We start from the raw sequence: 16130 nt of genomic DNA, 5'->3' as shown, positions 1-16130 counted from the left end.
GCCTCTATCAGTGGCGCTGCTGCATGGCCGGAACCTGGCCTGTACCCAGAGTGTCCAGAGGAAGCCAGGGCAGGACTCCCTGACCCTTCAGTGCGTTATCGTCAATAATAACTTTCGGTGTCTCTCTCAGGATGCTTTCCAGGGTTTCCAGGTACATCCTTCTGGCCGTCACATCCTTCGAGCGCGTATAGGCCTCGTACACCGACATGTATCGCTGGGCTTCGCCCTTCGCCAGGCTGACTGTCCTGTCGCGATAGGCCTCGGCCTCCTGCAGGATACGCTCGGCCTGGCCCCGGGATTCAGGCAGGATGCTGTTGCGATAGCTTTCCGCCTCGTTGCGCAGGCGCTCCCGCTCCTGGCTGGCGTTCAGTACTTCCAGATAGGCCTGGACTACTTCCCGGGGAACCTCGGCGGTTTTCAGCTCTACGCCGGTCACCTGGATACCGGACCCATAGCTGTCCAGCATCCCCTGGAGACTTGCGCGCACATCTATGGATATTTTCTGGGCTGTGTCACTGTCAGCAGACGCAGCAGCCTGTCCTGTTCCCGTCAGAATGTCGTCAATCCGGGTCTGGCCCACCACCTCGCGGATGGCGCTGGCCGCAGCCTTGCGCACCGTATCTTCCGGATCACGGACCCGGAACAGGTATTTTTCCGGGTCGCTGATCACCCAGCGCACGGCAAACACGATGTTGATGATGTTCTTGTCACCCGTCAGCATCAGGCCATCATCCGCATTGGAAGCCGGCATCATCCGTCCCGAAAATACCTCCCGGGTGCGAACCTCTTCTCCCGCCCCGATGACAACCTGGTTTTCGAACAGGGTGCGGACCCTGTAGACACTCTGGAACGGCCAGGGCCAGTGATAATGCAGGCCGGGCCCCACAGGCGCGCCATGCACCTTGCCCAGGAACAGCTCGACAGCCCTTTCATCCGCCTGGACCCGATAGACACCGCTGGCCAGCCACAGGACCATGACAGCCGCGACAGCCAGTCCCAGAAGGCCCATGCCGCCATGGCCGAAGGGAAAGGATCCGCCCAGCCGCTCGCCGGCCTTGCGGATCATGTCCTCCAGCCCGGGTGGAGCAGGGCCGCGCCGGGGCTTTTCCGGGCCCGGCTTTTTTCTCTGGCCCTCTGTACCGTCATCCGGCGGCGGGCCCCATGGCCCCCCTCCTCCCTGGCCTGTCCATGACATGATCCGTTTCCCTACAGAAAAGGTCTGATGATGAATCCTGTTGTATTTTCCGGTATAGGATTCGGCCTGCGGAACCTATCAGGTTATTATACCCGTGGCCAGAGCGACAGAAGCAGACATTCTCCGCGCCCTTGAAGGCGTCATGGATCCGGACCGGGGCCAGAACATTGTCAGCCTGGGGATGGTGTCGGATATCCACGCGGAAGGAAATACCATCTCTTTTGTTCTGGAAGCGGACCCGGCCCGTGGACCCGCCCTCGAGGGCCTGCGCCAGGCTGCGGAAAAAGCTGTCCTGGCCCTGCCGGGTACAGGAAAAGTCACAGCCGTCCTGACTGCCCATCGCCCGGCGCCCACACCTCCCCAGGCCAGACGCGCACCGCAGCAACCATCGCCCGTTCCCGGCATTGCGAAAATTATCGCCGTCGCCTCGGGCAAGGGTGGCGTGGGCAAATCCACCACGGCCGTCAATCTGGCCCTGGCTCTTGCAGCGCAGGGTCTGAAGGTGGGCCTGATGGATGCAGACATCCATGGCCCGTCCATTCCCGTGATGATGGGTACAGAAGGCACCCCGGCACTGGCTGGCCCCAAAATCATGGAGCCGCTGCAGCGTCATGGGCTGAAGCTCATGTCCATGGGATTTCTGGTGCCGCAGGACAGCGCCATGGTCTGGCGCGGACCCATGGTTATGGGCGCAGTCCGCCAGATGCTGCGGCAGGTGGCCTGGGGTACGCTGGACATCCTGGTGGTGGACATGCCGCCGGGAACAGGCGACGCCCAGCTGACCCTGGTCCAGGAGGTTCCGCTGGCCGGCGCGGTTATCGTCTCCACACCCCAGGATATCGCTCTTCTGGATGCCCGGCGCGGCGTCGCCATGTTCCGGAAAACAGGCGTCCCTGTTCTGGGCCTGGTGGAGAACATGAGCTTTTTCTGCTGCCCGAACTGTGGTCACTCCACCCCGGTTTTCAGCCATGGCGGCGCGAAGGCCGAAGCGGAAAAACAGGGTATTCCCTTCCTGGGAGAAATCCCCCTGGATCCCCTGATCCGGGAAACTTCCGACCAGGGAGAGCCGGTGACGGTGTCGCGTCCGGACTCTTCCCAGGCCAGAATCTATGCGGATATTGCCGAAAAAATCCGGACAGCCTTGCAGGAGACACGTTGATGACTTCCCCTTTTGGTGCTTTGCAGGCTCTGCGCGAAAAGCCCCTTCCGCCCTGGCAGCCCCTCATGGACAAAAGGCATGGCTATCGCAGCTGGCCCCTGAGCCTAGACGATTCCCGGAACCAGGAGCCTTTGGTCAAGGCCAGTGACTTTGGTCTGGCGGGAGAAACCTTCTACCACTCGGTCCACAATCCGCCCTATTACACGTCCGTTCCCGGCGCACCGCCCTGGCCGTATTTGCGCCGCGGGATCATTGACCGCCTTCTGGATATCCAGAACCGTCTGGCCGAAGCCGGGCTGGAGCTGTGGATCTATGACGGGTGGCGGCCTACCGCCGTCCAGGCCTTTTTCTACCACACCTGGATGCCGGCCGAGGTCCGTCGCCGCCATCCGGACTTCTCCGGGGCCCGGGTTATGGAAGAAGTCGGGGACTACTGGGCCCGCCCTGCGGATGGTCCTCTGTCCCCTTCCCCCCATCTGACAGGCGGAGCCCTGGACTGCGAGCTGCGCTGGAAGAACAGCAAACGCCCCCTGTGGTTCGGATCCATTTTTGATGATGCGACGGCCCTGTCCCACACACCCCATTTCGAGGCGGACCGCCAGGTCATGGCCTTTTCGGACGAGGAAGCCCGCGCCAACCGCCGTCTGCTGTACTGGCTGATGACTGGCGCCGGGTTCGTCAACAACCCAACAGAATGGTGGCACTTCAGTTACGGCGACCAGATGTGGGCCAAATTCCGGGACGAACCCTTTGCCTTTTATGGGGCCGTTTCACTGCCCTGAAATACAAAAAAGAACGAGACACCCGGTGAAAGGCGTCCCGAAAACCATAGCGATGCGTGTTTGTGTTTCAGCTCATGCCGGCCCAAAGCCATCCGGATCCGGTCTGAGGCCCAGGGGATCCATGACGCGACCGGGACCTTCCGGCTCTGGCACATCAAGCTCGGCCAGCTCTTCCCTCAGTTCAAGTTCCTGCCGCAGGGTCTCAAGGCGCGTGCGGACCATTGCCAGGCGGGGATGATGGTGGGCCTGCCCGGCCAGCAAAGCCTCGAGATTGTTGACTGTTTCCAGCGACAGCTCTGTGCCGGTACCCCCATCCAGATGGGCAATCACCCAGTCCACCTGACCGGAATCAAGGTCATCTTCCCTGCTTTCCATTTGCTGCACGGCTACGCTGGTGGCCGGCGCAGGCCGGAACTGGTCCGCAGCATCGCCGTCTGGACGGGCTGTGGTTCGTCCGGCCCCCAGGACAGCCATCAGCGCCGCGATCCCCACGACGGCCCGGGTCCCCATATGACGAACTCCGGCAAATTTCTTTCTTTTCGCTTCTGCTGACTGTGTCATGCTCTCCTCCTTCGTCGTCTCTGGAGTACTGCGATCATCTGACATCTTTAGTTTGCACACGAAAATGCTAGCCCCTGATGGTTATTACTCTCAAGAAAAATCGCCTAACTATTTGCAGAAAAAAGATTTATGCGGTCTTTTTCCCGGCCAGGGTTTTACCCAGGACGGACAGAAGGCCGTTCCCGGAGTCGCCGCTGCCTTTCTTTTCCTCGGACTGTTTGTACACATAGATCCCCAGAACACTGAGACCTACGATCCAGATTGTCCCCAGGGACGCCATGGCCGAGATTGCCTCGCCCGCCGCGTGCTGCGGGTCGTCCACGCTGTCCAGGGCGCCGGCTGCCGTTTTTGCCACCGGGCTGTCGATCCTCTTCAGGCCTGCGCTGACCGCCTTGACGAGCAAGGGTATGCCCCCCTGGGCCAGTAACGCAGGTATCATGGTGTATGTTCCTTTTTCTACGGGTGATGAATATGCGAGAGAAAAATTTTGGGGATTTTTCCGTCACCCCGGCGAAAGCCGGGGTCCATTGTGCTTGCCGTATCATAGAATGGATCCCGGCTTTCGCCGGGGTGATGGCAGGGGAAAGGCCTGGGAATACGGGACATGACAACGCCCCCGCAGAAAAACCGGGAGAAACAGCCAGCCATGATGACACCATCGTTCCGTTTACACCTGAAACACGGACCCGGATCGAACAAAAACAAGCCAAAAGAGCTAAGGTTTCTGTCATAAACAGCCTTTATGAGCTCATTGAATCTGCCAGAAACAATGGCGCTTCCGATGAAGACATCGCCCTGGCGCTCCAGGAGCTCGGACTCCCGGTCGTCATGCCTGATGATCAAGAACGGCTGCGGCACAGGATTAATCGCACCATATACGGCGGAACAGGCCTTCTGGCTGCTCTGATAAGCACTTTTTTAGCCTATGTCCCAAAGCCCATAGACGACACAGGACTGGGTGGTATCGTTGGCATTGCTGTTATTGCTGCTCTCTGGGGCCATTTGGTCATCGATCTTCAGTCGGCCCGGGAAAAACTGACCGCTGCACCACCACAAAAGCCCGGAAAGAAAGACCAAACCCCAAAACCGGCACCCGTCGCACAGAATCTTGCGGGGAACCCCGGGGAACTCATCAAGGCTGTCAGATCCGGGGGCTACCCCGAGAGCTCGGAGTACGGTTCCCGGGAAGACCGTTTTTCACGGCTGAAAGGGGCTCTGGGCTGGGATCCCGGCCAGGATGCCCGTATCGTGCGCATCTCCGACACCCTGACGGCTGTCCGGGTCGTGTCTGGGGAGAAGACAGGCCATACGGTCTTTATCGCGAAAGTCACAAGCGACCTGTTTTCTGTATGCACGCTGTCCATGGACGGAAAAGTCCATCGGCCTGCAAAAGAACTGCACAGCCTCCTGGACGTCTTTTTCACAGAACCCGCATCTGAAAAACCTGACCCGGACGGACTGGCCGGAATCCTGATGTCTGCCTTGGGGTTCAGTCAGGTTTGCCGTATCGAGCCCATGGAAGAGAACACGTGGAAACTGCTGGATCCCGATACAGGGCGTCAAGCCGTTCTCACCAGGGAAGAGCGTGTTTTCCAGGCATATAAAACCCAACGTTCACTGATCCCTACAGATGCTCATTCTGAAAACCGTTCGCCAAAAATCCGCGAAGACGACCTGGGAACCACCTCACAGATCAGCCTTCAGCTGACAGGCAGGGACGGCAGTCATCTGGCCTCTCTCCAGTATATATTTGGTGACAACATTCCCGGACGCAGGGGTAACATGCCGGAGGCGCTGGCCATGGTGCTGGCCCATACTATCGAGATCTGGGAAAAACACCCGCCAGGAAAATATCCTGATCAGAGACAGGACTCTCAACCCTGCCCCATAAAAAAAACAGCCCCGGGCGGGGCTGTTTTTCCTGTTTTCCTGAACCGGATTGTTGTTACCAGTCGTTCTGTGCATCCACATCAACGTCCAGGGCGGACAGGGTTTCCTGGTCCAGCCGGCCTGTTACATCCAGGCCCCCATTGCGCTGGAATTCCTGCAGGGCGCTGCGTGTCCGTGGTCCCAGAACTCCGTCGACAGGACCGGGATCATAGCCGGCACTCTTCAGGGCGCGCTGGACCTCCATGATCTGCGACCGGTTCATACGTTCCTCACTGGCAGTACCCCTTGATTTCCAGTCAATACCCTTGTCTTCCGGAGATCGGGCTGACGACGTATAGTCATCCCTGTAGCCGGTGCGGGAAGAAGTACTGTACTGCCTTTCACTGGTCTGGTCCCCGTTGATAACCCTGTCTGCCTTTGTATCAACGCCTTCATCCATCACCGCACCACCGGTGGCACCAATACCACCACCCACAACAGCGCCGACGGGCCCGCCGACAAGGGCGCCCGCGACCACTCCCGTGGCTCCCCCTGTTGCCGCCCGGCTTTCCGTGTCCGAGCCACATCCGGCCAGAGCCAGCGCACCAGCCAGCACCAGAACCGTTCCTGTTCGTATTTTTTCCATTGTTGCCTCCATCATGATCGGGGATTACTGGAGGACAAACGGGCGATACCCTGAAAAGATCCCGGAAAAGAAAGAAGAAGGGAGCAAAGTGTTTACTCCACATCATTGTAGAAGAAGTGATTGCCGATTTTGATACAGGGAGTTTTGCCGGCGATCCAGGCGGGTGGGATCTGGCGGGCCTGATAATGTTAATCCCATGGTCACATCCTTCAGGACACCGGAAACAGCACGGCGCACAATGCGCTGGCAGACGGCAAAGGAGGGATCTTCCTCCGTCACTGCCTGCATTTTTTCAGAATTGGGATCATCTGCATTCCGGCACGAAAGCCGGAAGGACTTGCGGCACATGCTGACCACGTCACGGCCCCACCATGTCACGCCGTTGCGCAGCACCTTTTCCACCCGGTTCAGAATGACACAGGCCACCCAGCGCGGGCAACCCGATCACCGTGATCCACCAGATCACGTCAATGCCGTGCGTTTCCATGTGCTTTCTCCTTGTTGTTGTGGTTGAAATAAAAAACCCCGCTTCACAGGAAGCAGGGCCTTGCAGAAAGTAATCTCAGGAACTGTTTTTTATCCGGCCGGTCTGTTCCGTGTCTTCATCAATGAATACACGATACCGCCGGCCAAGATGGCAAAGGTAATGGCCAGGGACAGGCTGGCGGGAAATTTCTGCCAGCCCATCATGTCGGCCACCAGGATCTTGCCGCCAATGAACACCAGCACTACGGCCAGGGCGTATTTCAGGTAATGGAAGCGGCTGATCATGGCCGCCAGGGCAAAGTACAGGGCGCGCAGGCCCAGCACGGCAAAGATATTGCTGGTGTAGACAATATAGGGATCGGTAGTGATGGCGAAAATGGCAGGCACGCTGTCTACGGCAAAGATCACGTCCGCCATCTCGATCAGCACCAGCGCCAGAAACAGCGGCGTTACGCACAGCAGGCTTTTTCCCGTCACCGGATGTGGCTGGCGCGCAAAAAAGTCCGGGCCATGCAGGTCATCCGTGACGTGAAACAACCGCCGCATCAGCCGCAGGACGGGATTCTGTCCGATGTCGGCAGACGGCCTGTCCGCCAGCCACATCATTTTCACGCCGGTGAAAACCAGAAATGCTCCGAACACATAGAGGATCCAGGCAAACTGATTGATCAGCGCTGCCCCCAGGCCAATCATAATGCCGCGCAACACAATCACGCCCAGGATGCCCCACACCAGGACACGGTGCTGATACATGCGGGGAATGGCAAAATAACCGAAGATCATGGCAATCACGAACACGTTGTCCATGGCCAGGGTTTTTTCCACCACAAAACCGGTCAGATATTCGACCCCTTTCTGGTGGCCCAGGCTGAACCAGACCCAGCCCCCGAATATCAGGCCCAGGGTGATATAGAACAGGGACAGGCCCAGGCTTTCCCGCACCCCGATCACATGGTCCTTGCGGTTGAGCACGCCCAGATCAAAGACCAGCAGCAGCAGGACAAGGACCAGAAACCCCAGCCACATCCACAGGGGTTTGGACAGGAAATCCATGGTCAGCAGGGAAAAAAGCATCAACGCCGCCGCAGTTCTGGCTGAAAGGACAGTGTATCATATCTGCGGAAAATTTTGAATGAGGCAATTCATGTTTTGCCGGAAAGGATCTGGCCGTTTCCACGCCAGTCCGGCATCTTCTCCGGCAACACAGCGACAGGACGGGCAAAGCGCACGGGTGTCAGGCCCAGCGCCGCCAGAATTGATTCCCCGGTGTCTCTCTTCAGCCCTGCCCCGTCGGATGTGATCCAGCGGGTCAGCTTCATCAGGGTATCCAGGCGCGCCAGGGCCGCCCGGCAGGCGTTCTGGTACCGGATGAAATCCAGCACATCGTCAGGAGCCTCGTTCTGTGAGTGCCCTTCGTACTACCGGATCACCTGCTCAACCGATTCCGGCAGCATCTCCAGGATCTTCTGCCGCGTGTCTTTGAGGAAAGTATCAGTCATTTTTCGTCTCCTTTTTACGGGGTTAAAACAGAAAAGGCTGCGGACGCGGATCGCGCGTCGCAGCCTTTTTCCAGTGATACAGGTGATATACTGGCGGTGCCGGAAAAAACCCCTGCAGCCTATGCTTCTTTTTTCGGGAAGCTTCTTGCCATAAGCCTGTCGCCCCTAAAAGCTATCGTCCTGGCTGTAGTATCCGCCGGGTTTCTGATACCCCCTGCCCTTGCCTCCTTTACCACGGCGTCATAATAGTTCAGGCACAGCGCCAGGCCATCCATCTCCTCTTTGGTGCCAATGACAAAATCTGGTTCCGCTTTTTTTGACCTGGATATTTCCCGGGTTAAAACGTTTTGTCTGACAAGGGAAAGCCTCAGATATTCATTGAAATTCCGGAACAGGGAGCCCGATACAATAAACAGAAGACATTGCGGTTCGCTCCAGATCCTGTTCGTCATGACGTAACTGTAAAAATAACACAGAGCCATAAGCTGGGTCGTGAACGGCATACGATCCAGAGCTTCCGGAGCTGGAGCAGCGGCATTGCCTGTTAATTTTTTAACCCATGTTCGCAAATTTCTTCCGGTTTTTTCGGCCGACTCCTGCTGTTCCACCAGCCTGAAGACCTGCTTCAGGGCGGCCATGGAGAATTTATAGGATGACAGACCATTCAGAGCCTGTCTCATAACCGGCTCAAACCGGTTAATCACCAGAAAAAGGGCAGGATCAACGCCCGGTGGAAGATCCTCTGGTTTCCAGACAAGAGCCCTGGAAAGGCCGGGCACTTTTTCCCCCAACCCCATCAGATTGACAAGACGGTCCGCAAGCCTGACCGCAGGACCTATGATTTCCCCTCCATGGGCACTCTGGAACTCTTTTCCTGCATCTGAATTTACAAATTCCCTCAGAAGCTGGAGTTCCTTCTCTTCCAGCTCTGTGACAAAAACAGGAGCAGCAGCTTTTCCCATGGCAATAGCCTCCATGTCAGAAATATTCCTTCAGGTTTTCATGAAAATAATTCCCGAGCAATCAAAGATTATGCTTCAATTTATAATCAACTGGCAGTTGTATATCTGTTTTCCCTTGCTGGCCAACATCTCGGCATGCTGACCGCAAACCCCGCCATGTTTATGCCGTGAATCAGTGGCAATGTGCCTGACTGAAATTCACTGCTGCAGGCAAGCTGGATGCTCAAAAATTTCGGACGTGCTGTTTTTATTATCACTCTGCTGATGCCTGGCCTCGCGCTGGCACAGACGCTGCCCCTCACCCAGCCGCAAATCGGCGAGGCGCTGCGCCTGTACGAAATCGTGGGCCAGAAAACGAAAGAGCTTTTCAACGACCCGGCCCAGAAAGCGCAGCTTAGCCAAGGACTGACTGTTGCCGCCCAGACCAGTGCGATGGACGGCGTGGCCGGCCAGGCCATGATGCAGGTGCAGGGCATGATCATTGGCCAGCTTCGCGAGGCGCTCAGCGCGGCCCTGCCGCCCCAGGTCAGCATGGGCATCAATTTGCTGCAGCAGGCCATGGGCATGATGGGCGTCGACAACCCCCTGGACGCCGCGGACAGGGCCATGATGGCCCAGTACATGCCCGAGGAAACGGCAGAAATCAAAATCGACTATGAAAGATCAAACCTGCCTCCGGCCATCAAAGACATGATGCGGGCCGTGGAGAAAAGCTCCTTTGATCTGGGCACCCTGTCAGGAGCCATGAACTATATTTACGCCGGGCACTGGCAGCGCACAGGGCATTCGCCTTACCTGAATGCCGCGGAAGCAAGACAGGCGCTGCCCCAGGATCCCTCCCCGCGCGGGCTGATGGCCCTGGCCGTGGAACTGGCCCAGATCAGCTATAGCTCGGGGGACGAAGTACTGCCCCCGCCGCCGGCCCAGAACGTGGATGCCCTGCTGGCCCAGGCAGCCCGGGACACAGCGCCGTATAGCGCGCAGATCGAACAGCTGATCGCGCTGATGCAGTCGCGGTAAAAACCGGCTAAAATTGATATAAATACGGGCTTAATCCTTTTTGTGCCTGGCAAAAACTTAAGGCAGGACGCCTAGAATGGAGGGATGGAAAACTTCCACAGGAGGCGTGTCATGCGCCTTTATCCCCTGACGACCATTCTGGCTGGTATCCTTGCGGTCTTTCCGTTTTTTGCGAAGGCAAGGACAGCCACCACGCAGATGACTGTGTCCGCCGTCGTCGTGGACGGTGTGGAAAAACAGGCCCTGAAAGAGAGAGCTGCAGACAGGATCCAGGTCAGCCTTGAAAACGATATCCTTGAAGGCGCCCGTAAAATAATGGCCGATTATGGCTTCCGGGATGTGCGCAATCTGCGCCTGCAGGGAGATTTCGTCCACGCAGAATCCATCGCCGGTGACACCCAGAAAACCCTGACCGTCAATGTCTACAACGGCACCCTGTCCGTCTGGTGAGGACGCTTACGCTTTTTCTCCGACATGATGCTGTTCGCGCGTTTTCAGGAATTTCACCGCCGGATGGTCTTCCTGGGTGCGGTTCAGGTGCCAGGCGTTGCGGGCCAGGAAGACCAGCACACCGTCGTGGTCCTCGGCCAGACTGCCGCGGTTGGCGTCGATGAAGGCCTTCAGCTTCACCGGGTCGCCACACTGGACCCAGCGTGCTGCCTCCACCCCCGCCTGTTCAAAGCGTGCAGCCAGGCCATATTCCGCCTCGATCCGCGCGGCCAGAACCTCGAACTGCAGCGGGCCGACCACGCCCACCACCCAGTCGCTGCCGATCAATGGCTTGAACACCTGGCTGGCGCCTTCTTCCGCAAAGTGCTCCAGCGCCTTGCGCAGGTGCTTGGCTTTCAGGGGGTCGTCCAGGCGCACTTTCTGGAGAATTTCCGGCGCAAAGCTGGGCACACCTGTAAAACGCAAATCCTCGCCCTCCGTCAGCGTATCGCCGATACGCAACGTCCCATGGTTGGGAATGCCCATGATATCGCCCGGAAAGGCATCCTCGGCCAGCTCGCGGTCGCGCGCCAGGAACAGCACGGCATTGTTCACCGCCATCGTCTTGTCGCTGCGGATATGTTTCAGTTTTGCGCCGCGTCTGAAATGGCCCGAGCACAGGCGCACAAAGGCGATGCGGTCGCGGTGGTTGGGGTCCATGTTCGCCTGCACCTTGAACACAAAGCCGGTGACCTTGTTCTCGTCGGGCTTCACCGTGCGTTTGTCAGCCTTCTGCGGGCGCGGCGACGGCGCGTATTCTGCTAATCCCAATAATAACTCCCGCACGCCGAAATTGTTGATGGCGCTGCCGAAAAACACGGGCGTCTGGTGGCCTTCCATATAGGTATCGTGATTGAACGGCGGGCATAACTCGCGCACCATGGCGATATCTTCGCGCAGTTTGGCGGCCTGATGTTCGGGCAGCAATTCGTCGATTTTCGGATCGTCCAGGCCCTTGCACTGAATACCCTCGGTCGCCCGGTCGCCCTGCTTTTTGTCCATCAGCATCAGGCGGTCGCGCAATACATCGTAACAGCCGCGAAAATCCTGCCCCGACCCGATGGGCCAGGATGCCGGAGTTACCTCCAGCTGCAGTTCCTGCTCGATCTGGTCCATCAGGGTAAAGGGGTCGCGGGCCTCGCGGTCCATCTTGTTGATAAACGTAATGATGGGAATGTCGCGCAGGCGGCAAACCTCGAACAACTTGCGGGTCTGCGCCTCGATCCCCTTGGCGCCGTCGATGACCATGACCGCACTGTCCACAGCCGTGAGGGTACGGTAGGTGTCCTCGGAAAAGTCCTGGTGGCCGGGGGTATCGACCAGGTTGAACGTACGGTCCGCATAGTCAAAATTCATGACCGAGGCGGTGACGGAAATGCCCCTCTCCCGCTCCACTTTCATCCAGTCGGACCGGGCACGGCGCTGCTCCCCCCTCGCCTTCACGGCCCCGGCCAGCTGGATCGCCCCGCCGAACAGCAACAGCTTTTCGGTCAGCGTGGTCTTGCCCGCGTCGGGGTGGGCGATGATGGCGAATGTCCGCCGGCGGGTGATGTGGGGGGCAAGTGTGCTCATGGCTGCATTATCCCGGAAAAAGGCAGAAAGAGCACATTTTGTGGCCCAATGGCAATGATCTTCACAGACAGACCGGCCATTGACAGATCAAAAATACAGAGTGCAGTGTCAGGATATGTCAGGATCTTTTTTGATAAAATGCATTGCCTTGCCGGCCTGTCTTTTACTGGCCGCATGTCCGGTGCCCAAAACAGGCGGAGAGGAGCGGGCGATCTCCAGCGCCCTTTTTGAGCAGGAGTCCTTCCAGGTCCAGGCCAGGTATCCAGACCTGGTACAGTCTGTACGGCAGACAGCGATCCGCTGCCTTGATGGAAGACGCACCCGGAGAGAAGCCTTCCAGAACGGCCAGCGCCGGGATTTTCTGGAACAGTACGATATGGTATTCACGGCTGGCGAGGCTTCAGCATCAATCCAGGTGTATTATCTCCAGTTCTGGCCGGAAAACCCGCAGCAGCCATTCCGCTCTACCCTTGTCCTGACTGCTGACATAACGCAGGGATCTCCCAAAAGTACCAATGTTATCCTGCGCGGTGACCGGAAAAAACACTACGGCCTGTTTGGCCTGTTCAGGGGGTGGATCTCCGGAACCCGGGACAGGTGCTCTATTTTTGGGGAATATTCCTGACCAGTTCATACAGCATCACCCCTGTGGCGATGGACAGGTTGAGTGAGTCCGCGCGTCCGCGCATGGGGATTTTGACCGCGCTGGTACACAGGGGCAGATAACGGTCAGGAAGACCGGACTGCTCGTTGCCCATCAGCAAAATGGTGGGCCTGTCGGGATCAGGTATGGCGCGATAATCCATCGTGGCTTTCAGGTGCGTGCCCACCATGCGGCCTTTGAAATTCCGGGCCCAGGTAAAAAAGCTTTCTTCACTGGTTTTGACAACGGGAATACTGAACAGAGATCCCATGCTGGCCCGCACACACTCCAGCGAATAGGGGTCGCACGTGTTGCCGGCCAGAATAATGCCGCAGTGCGGGCCAACACTGTCCAGGGTGCGGATGATGGTGCCCAGATTGCCCAGATCTTTAATACTCTCCAGCGCCACCCAGGGGGAGTGCGGCATGACTTCGATATCTTCCAGTGCAACCTGTTTCTGCTCAAACACCCCGACAATACCCTGTGCATTATCGCGATGGGTGAGTTTTTGCATCAGATCAGGGGGCAGGGAGTAAATTTCGGTGCGTTGTTTTTGCGCCTCCCGCAAGGCCTGCTGAAACGGTGGGCCGCCTTTCTCGCCTTCCGTGCAGAACAGTATTTTCAAGATCCAGCCGCACGCCAGGCCCTCCAGCACATGGCGCAGGCCTTCCACCACGAAGGCCTTGTGCTCGTCGCGGTACTTTTTCATCTCCAGGGACCGGACAAATTTGAGCGCCGGGTTCTGGGCGGATGTAATGGGGCGGATGGAGGTCATTAAAACCTCACCCGGGAAAACAGGGCCGTAGAAATCATCCGGCCAGCGGGATCTGACAGGAGGAGTTCGCCGCTTTCGTATGTGCCGGAGGGCAAGAGAGGGCGCAGGAGGCTTTCCAGGGTCAGAGCCGACAGGCGCGCGTTATAGGCGGTCAGAATAAAAAACAGCGGACTGGGTGAGAGCAGTTTTGCGCAATCGGCCAGCAGGCCCGGCAGGTCCTGCAACAGGTGCCAGACCTCGTTCTCCGTCCCGCGGCCGTACTTGGGTGGGTCGAGGATAATGGCGTCATAGGTATTGCCCCGGCGCACCTCGCGCGCCACGAACTTGCGGGCGTCCTCCACGATCCAGCGGACAGGGGCCTGCTCCAGGCCCGCCAGCGCCGCATTTTCCCGCGCGTATGTCACGGTCTTTTTCGAGGCATCCAGGTGGGTCACCTGGGCCCCGGCCTTTGCGGCGATCAGCGACGCAACGCCTGTGTAGGCGAACAAATTAAGTAATTTCACAGGCCGCCCCGCCTGCCGGATCAACGGTGTCATCCAGTCCCAGTGCACACCCTGTTCGGGGAAAAATCCCACATGGCGAAAGGCTGTCAGGCGGCCGTGGAACGTGACCCCGCCACAGGACAGGGGCCAGGTATCCGGTACTGCGCCGTTCTTTTGCCAGCGGCCTTCGGTATCCTCGTCGTCCAGTTTCTGGGTGCGGAACACGGCCTGTGCCCGGGCCCATTCTGTATCAGGCGAGTTGCGTGGCCACATGGCCTGGGGTTCCGGCCGGATCACCCGCACAGGGCCGTACTGTTCCAGCTTTTCCCCGCCGCCCGTGTCCAGCAACGTATAATCGCCCCAGGACCGGGTCAAAAGGGGAACAAGGGCGGGACTGGAAGACATGGCACGACACAGGCTCTGGACGATGCGTTCCTTATACACGAAACACCGGCCTGCAGGGCAGAAAATTAACCATATCTTGACCATTTCCGGTCAATATTACGCAGGGGTGTGGGCGGAGGCGAAGATGCAGCTGAAAGACCTGAAAGATCTGGTCGGCAAAATGGCGAAGGTCTTTGCGCTGGGCGGTATTCTGGCGACCCTGGCTGGCCCCGCTGCGGCTGAAGCAGGCCCCCGGGAATCATCGCATGGTTCCGGAAAACCAAAGATTACAGCCGTAAAACAGGTCAGAACAAGGCATAAAAAATCCGTGAAAAAACCCAAAGGAAAAGCCGCACTCTGCGAAGACAAAAGAACGAAAATCGTTCACGATCTGAAGGGGGCCCTGGCCCTGGTAACCTGCGTAAATGGCGCCCCACAAAACTGCGATCTCTACATGACCAAGGTCAGACGCTATATCAGTGCGCTGAAAAACGACAAGGCATGCCCAAAGAACCAAACAGCACTGCGGGATGCTTTTTTTATGACAAACAGTGGAAAGGACTACCCATTCCGGAACTTTGGCCTCAAGGTTCCCGAAGCCTGACCAGCTGGCCATTATCCTCGTCCGTCAGGATATAGAGATATCCGTCCGGCCCCATGCGCACGTCGCGGATGCGCTGGCCGAGGCCTTCCAGCAGAACCTCCTGGCCGACGATGCGGTCGCCCTCCACATCCAGACGGCGCAGGTGCTGGCCCGCCAGCGCACCCACGAACAGGTCGCCCTTCCACGCCGGAAAACTGTCGCCCGTATAGAACGCCATGCCGCTGGGGGCGATGGACGGGGTCCAGTACACCACGGGCGGCTCGATCCCGGGGGCCGTTTGCCGGGAAGAGATGATCGCACCGGAATAGTCGACGCCATAGGTAACAAGCGGCCAGCCGTAATTGGCCCCGGGTTTCAGGATATTCACCTCGTCCCCGCCGCGGGCGCCATGCTCGTGCGTCCAGATCCGGACTGTGCCGGGCTGCAGCGCAATGCCCTGCACGTTGCGATGGCCGCGGGAGTAAATTTCAGTCTTGCCGTCCTTCAGCCGGACGATCTTTCCCAGATGGTTTTCCGGGTTCTGTGCTTCGTCCCTGTATTCGTATCTGTCACCCAGAGTAATGAACAATGTGCCGTCCGGCGTGAACAGCAGCCGTCCGCCGTAGTGGTTTTTGCCGCTTACTTTGGGTTCAGCCCGGAAGATGACCTGGAAGTCTGTCAAAGCATTCGTATCCAGATCAAGGCGCGCATGGGCAACTTCGGTATTGCTCCCGTCTTCTCCTTCGCCGGCATAGGACAGGTAGACAAAACTATCCCTGGCAAAATCCGGTGACAGGACAACATCAAACAGGCCCGCCTGGCCGCCCGTGACGACATCTGGAACACCGCTGATTTCCGTTTTCTCACCCGAAGGCGAAATGCGCAGAAGATTGCCGCGCCGTTCGGTCACCAGAAAATCACCCCCGGGCAGGAAAGCGACCGACCACGGATGGTTCAGATTATCTGCGATCACAGAGGCACTGGTCTGGGCATAGGCCGGGGAAAGAGCGCCAACAAAAAGGG

Annotated in this window: 17 protein-coding genes; 6 read left to right on the top strand and 11 right to left on the bottom strand. The window is 58.2% G+C overall.

The features are described 5' to 3' along the window. Positions 1–7: 7 nt before the first annotated feature. Complete coding sequence (gene hflK / locus M3O22_01350; GenBank protein MDP9195409.1) at positions 8–1195, bottom strand: FtsH protease activity modulator HflK; 1188 nt, start codon at positions 1193–1195, stop codon at positions 8–10. Positions 1196–1289: 94 nt separating this feature from the next. Here hflK and apbC point away from each other — a divergent pair, with 94 nt between their 5' ends. Both apbC and M3O22_01340 read left to right on the top strand, forming a co-directional pair. Beyond that, positions 1290–2354, top strand: coding sequence for an iron-sulfur cluster carrier protein ApbC (gene apbC / locus M3O22_01345; GenBank protein ID MDP9195408.1), 1065 nt, complete (start codon positions 1290–1292; stop codon positions 2352–2354). Continuing rightward, positions 2354–3136, top strand: a complete 783-nt coding sequence (locus M3O22_01340; GenBank protein MDP9195407.1) for a peptidase M15D vanX D-ala-D-ala dipeptidase — start codon at positions 2354–2356, stop codon at positions 3134–3136. The genes apbC and M3O22_01340 overlap by 1 nt, the downstream gene beginning before the upstream one ends. Positions 3137–3208: 72 nt before the next feature. On the opposite strand, the gene M3O22_01335 is transcribed toward M3O22_01340, so the two are convergent. The 6 genes from M3O22_01335 to M3O22_01310 form a co-directional block, all read right to left on the bottom strand. Further along, a complete protein-coding gene (locus M3O22_01335) occupies positions 3209–3697 on the bottom strand; it encodes a hypothetical protein (GenBank protein ID MDP9195406.1) in 489 nt (162 codons plus the stop codon). 127 nt (positions 3698–3824) lie between these two features. Next, positions 3825–4136 (bottom strand): hypothetical protein, encoded by a 312-nt coding sequence (locus M3O22_01330; protein ID MDP9195405.1) that lies wholly within the window; start codon positions 4134–4136, stop codon positions 3825–3827. A gap of 1506 nt (positions 4137–5642) precedes the next feature. Then, positions 5643–6212, bottom strand: a complete 570-nt coding sequence (locus M3O22_01325; protein MDP9195404.1) for a peptidoglycan-binding protein — start codon at positions 6210–6212, stop codon at positions 5643–5645. 576 nt (positions 6213–6788) lie between these two features. Next, positions 6789–7772, bottom strand: coding sequence for a TerC family protein (locus M3O22_01320; GenBank protein ID MDP9195403.1), 984 nt, complete (start codon positions 7770–7772; stop codon positions 6789–6791). 68 nt (positions 7773–7840) lie between these two features. After that, positions 7841–8080, bottom strand: coding sequence for a hypothetical protein (locus M3O22_01315; protein MDP9195402.1), 240 nt, complete (start codon positions 8078–8080; stop codon positions 7841–7843). Between the two features lie 236 nt (positions 8081–8316). Further along, on the bottom strand, positions 8317–9174 hold the full coding sequence (locus M3O22_01310; protein MDP9195401.1) for a hypothetical protein: 858 nt from the start codon (positions 9172–9174) through the stop codon (positions 8317–8319). Positions 9175–9378: 204 nt separating this feature from the next. Between M3O22_01310 and M3O22_01305 the strand changes: the two genes are divergently transcribed. Together M3O22_01305 and M3O22_01300 are read left to right on the top strand one after the other, a co-directional pair. Next, on the top strand, positions 9379–10179 hold the full coding sequence (locus M3O22_01305) for a hypothetical protein (protein ID MDP9195400.1): 801 nt from the start codon (positions 9379–9381) through the stop codon (positions 10177–10179). 111 nt (positions 10180–10290) lie between these two features. Beyond that, positions 10291–10629 carry a hypothetical protein gene (locus M3O22_01300; GenBank protein ID MDP9195399.1) on the top strand — a complete coding sequence of 113 codons (339 nt, stop codon included), beginning with the start codon at positions 10291–10293 and terminating at the stop codon, positions 10627–10629. A gap of 6 nt (positions 10630–10635) precedes the next feature. Here M3O22_01300 and M3O22_01295 read toward each other — a convergent pair whose 3' ends face one another. After that, the gene (locus M3O22_01295) at positions 10636–12240 is read right to left on the bottom strand and encodes a peptide chain release factor 3 (protein MDP9195398.1); all 1605 of its coding nucleotides are present in this window, start codon (positions 12238–12240) and stop codon (positions 10636–10638) included. Between the two features lie 181 nt (positions 12241–12421). Here M3O22_01295 and M3O22_01290 point away from each other — a divergent pair, with 181 nt between their 5' ends. Then, positions 12422–12865 (top strand): hypothetical protein, encoded by a 444-nt coding sequence (locus M3O22_01290; protein MDP9195397.1) that lies wholly within the window; start codon positions 12422–12424, stop codon positions 12863–12865. On the opposite strand, the gene M3O22_01285 is transcribed toward M3O22_01290, so the two are convergent. Next, the gene (locus M3O22_01285; protein ID MDP9195396.1) at positions 12843–13658 is read right to left on the bottom strand and encodes an RNA methyltransferase; all 816 of its coding nucleotides are present in this window, start codon (positions 13656–13658) and stop codon (positions 12843–12845) included. The two genes, M3O22_01290 and M3O22_01285, sit on opposite strands and share 23 nt — an antisense overlap. Further along, positions 13658–14584 carry a class I SAM-dependent methyltransferase gene (locus M3O22_01280; GenBank protein MDP9195395.1) on the bottom strand — a complete coding sequence of 309 codons (927 nt, stop codon included), beginning with the start codon at positions 14582–14584 and terminating at the stop codon, positions 13658–13660. The genes M3O22_01285 and M3O22_01280 overlap by 1 nt, the downstream gene beginning before the upstream one ends. Positions 14585–14669: 85 nt before the next feature. Here M3O22_01280 and M3O22_01275 point away from each other — a divergent pair, with 85 nt between their 5' ends. Beyond that, positions 14670–15128 (top strand): hypothetical protein, encoded by a 459-nt coding sequence (locus M3O22_01275; protein MDP9195394.1) that lies wholly within the window; start codon positions 14670–14672, stop codon positions 15126–15128. On the opposite strand, the gene M3O22_01270 is transcribed toward M3O22_01275, so the two are convergent. Next, the coding region (locus M3O22_01270) for a PQQ-dependent sugar dehydrogenase (GenBank protein ID MDP9195393.1) at positions 15109–16130 on the bottom strand (1022 nt) is incomplete at its 5' end. The two genes, M3O22_01275 and M3O22_01270, sit on opposite strands and share 20 nt — an antisense overlap.

The organism is Pseudomonadota bacterium (genome assembly GCA_030775045.1).
Taxonomy (GTDB): Bacteria; Pseudomonadota; Alphaproteobacteria; order JALYJY01; family JALYJY01; genus JALYJY01.
This window is presented reverse-complemented; position numbering and strand designations above follow the sequence as displayed.